General features: G+C 69.0%; 2 protein-coding genes. Both read right to left on the bottom strand.

What is annotated here, in order from left to right:
• Positions 1–150: 150 nt before the first annotated feature.
• A complete protein-coding gene (locus FV228_RS26165; RefSeq protein WP_147857203.1) occupies positions 151–1,299 on the bottom strand; it encodes an acyl-CoA dehydrogenase family protein in 1,149 nt (382 codons plus the stop codon).
• A gap of 8 nt (positions 1,300–1,307) precedes the next feature.
• Complete coding sequence (locus tag FV228_RS26160; protein WP_147857202.1) at positions 1,308–2,057, bottom strand: SDR family oxidoreductase; 750 nt, start codon at positions 2,055–2,057, stop codon at positions 1,308–1,310.
• Positions 2,058–2,690: the final 633 nt, after the last annotated feature.

Genomic DNA, 2,690 nt, shown 5'->3' with positions numbered 1-2,690 from the left:
AGGCACCAGTGCAGGGCCGGCGGCGCCGCCCCGTCCGGGACCGGGGCGAGATGCGGCGTGAAGGTCGCGCGGAATTCGGCGCGCAGCCGGGGCGTGACGAGATCCGAGGTCTCGCGGGTGCGGCCGATCCAGGCTTCGAGGTCGGTCATGTCAGTACGCGCGCGGCAGGCCGAGCACGTGCTCGGACAGGTAGGCGAGGATCAGGTTCGTGGAGATCGGCGCGACCTGATACAGGCGCGTCTCGCGGAACTTGCGCTCGATATCGTATTCCTCGGCGAATCCGAACCCGCCATGGGTCTGGATGCAGGCGTTGGCGGCCTCGAACGAGGCGTCGGCGGCGAGCATCTTGGCCATGTTGGCCTCCGCGCCCGGATTGGCTCCAGATTCGTAGAGGCTCAGCGCCTCGCGGACCATCAGCTCGGCGGCGCGCATGTTGGCGTAGGCTTTCGCGATCGGGAACTGCACGCCCTGGTTGGCGCCGATCGGCCGGCCGAAGACCGAGCGCTCCGAGGCGTAGGTCTTGGCCTTGTCGATGAACCACTTGGCGTCGCCGACGCATTCCGCGGCGATCAGGATGCGCTCGGCATTCATGCCGGACAGGATGTAGCGAAAGCCCCTGCCCTCCTCGCCGATCAGGTTCTCCGCCGGCACCCGGAGGTTGTCGAAGAACACCTCCGTGGTGGCGTGGTTCATCATGGTTCGGATCGGCCGGATGGTTAGGCCGTTGCCGATCGCCTCCCGCATGTCGACGAGCAGCACCGACAGGCCGTCGGTGCGCTTCATGCCCTCGCTCCGCGGCGTCGTGCGGGCCAGGAGCAGCATCAGGTCCGAATGCTCGGCCCGGCTGGTCCAGATTTTTTGGCCGTTGATGACGTAGTGGTCCCCGTCGCGCCGGGCCGTGGTCTTCAGGCTGCCGGTATCGGTGCCGGAACTCGGCTCGGTCACCCCGAAGGCCTGGAGCCGCAGGCGGCCCTCGGCGACGGCCGGCAGGTAGGCGGCCTTCTGCGCCTCCGAGCCGTGCCGGAGCAGCGTGCCCATCGTGTACATCTGCGCATGGCAGGCGCCGCCGTTGCAGCCGGCCCGCTGGACCTCCTCCAGGATCGCCGCGGCGGCCGAGAGCGGCAGGCCGGACCCGCCATAGTCCTCCGGAATCAGCACCGAGAGGTAGCCGCTCTCGGTGAGCGCGGCGACGAATTCGGTCGGGTAGGCCATCTCCCGGTCGAGGGCGCGCCAGTACGGCCCGGGGAACCCGGCGCAGAGCTTGGCGACGGCCTCGCGAATCTCGGTATAGGCTTCCATCGCGCGCCTCAGGCCGTGCGGCCGCCATCGACCGGCATGTCGATCCCGGTGATGAATTCGGCCTCGTCGGAGGCCAGGAACAGGGCCGCCGCGGCGATATCCTCGGCCCGCGACATCCGGCCGAGCGGGATCGTACTGATGAACTTGTCGCGGTTCTCCGGGGTGTCGGGCACGCCCATGAAATGCTCGAGCAGCGCGGTCGCGCCCATCACCGGGCACAGGGCGTTCACCCGGATCTTCCAGGGGGCCAATTCCAGCGCGAGCGACTTCGAGGCGAGGCTCGCCGCCCCCTTGGAGGCGTTGTACCAGGTCAGGCCGGGACGCGGCCGGAGCGCCGCCGTCGAGCTGACGTTGAGGATCACGCCGCCGCCCTGGTCGCGCATCAGCGGGGCGATTGTCCGGACGTAGTGGAAGATCGACTTCACGTTCACCCGGAACACGCGGTCGAACTCGTCCTCGGTGACCTCCAGCAGCGGCTTGTTGCGGTGGGTGGTGCCGGCGTTGTTGACGAGGATGTGCGGGATGCCGAACCGCTCCCGGGTCTCGGCGACGCTGGCCTCGACATCGGCCGCCGCCCCGACATCGGCGGCGACCGCGATGGCATTCGCGCCGATGCCTGATGCGACCCGCTCGGCCGCCGACCTGTCGATGTCCACGCAGGCGACGCGCGCGCCCTCGGCGGCAAAGCGCTCGGCGATGCCCGCGCCGAACCCGCTCCCGGCCCCCGTCACGATCGCGATTTTTCCGTTCAGTCTCATCGCTTCCTCCCGGTTTTTGTATTCAAGCGTGTCCAACGCTCGCGCCTCTCCAGACCACCACCTCATCCTGACAGGTTCTGGATCTTTCGATCGATCGCCCTTCGATCCCCATGCACCCGACGCCTTAGCGGTCCCGGACGGGCCTATTGCCCCAGCAGGAACCGCGGGTCCCCTCTCCCGTGCGGGAGAGGGACAGGGTGAGGGATGCGCGCTTTCCGGAAAGACCTGATCCCTCACCCCAGCCCTCTCCCGCACGGGAGAGGGGGCATGTCGCGGTCCGTCATCGACTGTCGCGAGCGATGTATTGAAAGACTCATAGCCTCTGAGGTGCGGACGCGCAGCGGTCGCCTCGAAGGAGCCCTCCAGGGATCGCGGCGCCATCTGGAGGCCTCTTTCGAGGCTCGCGCTTCGCGCAAGCACCTCAAGACGAGGGCGCGGCTGGGTTTCCTGGTGCAACGCGCACTCACCGCTCTGCCCCGAACTCCCGCCGGATCCGTTCGCTGTGCTCGCCGATGTCCGGCACCCGCCCGAGCGCGCGGACTTCGCCGTCGATCAGGACCGGCGGGGCGACGATCCGGGCCGGGCCCGCCGAGGTCTCGACCTCGGCGCGGACCAGGGCCGGGTGCGTGGCGA

This window comes from Methylobacterium sp. WL18 (assembly GCF_008040015.1).
Classification (GTDB): domain Bacteria; phylum Pseudomonadota; class Alphaproteobacteria; order Rhizobiales; family Beijerinckiaceae; genus Methylobacterium; species Methylobacterium mesophilicum.
Note: the sequence above shows the minus strand (reverse complement) of the source record. Positions and strands in the feature narration are given on the sequence as shown.

Excerpts from the sequence above, each read along its gene's own strand:
- FV228_RS26160 (WP_147857202.1), bottom strand. The coding sequence starts at position 2,057 with ATGAGACTGAACGGAAAAATCGCGATCGTGACGGGGGCCGGGAGCGGG.
- FV228_RS26165 (WP_147857203.1), bottom strand. The coding sequence starts at position 1,299 with ATGGAAGCCTATACCGAGATTCGCGAGGCCGTCGCCAAGCTCTGCGCC.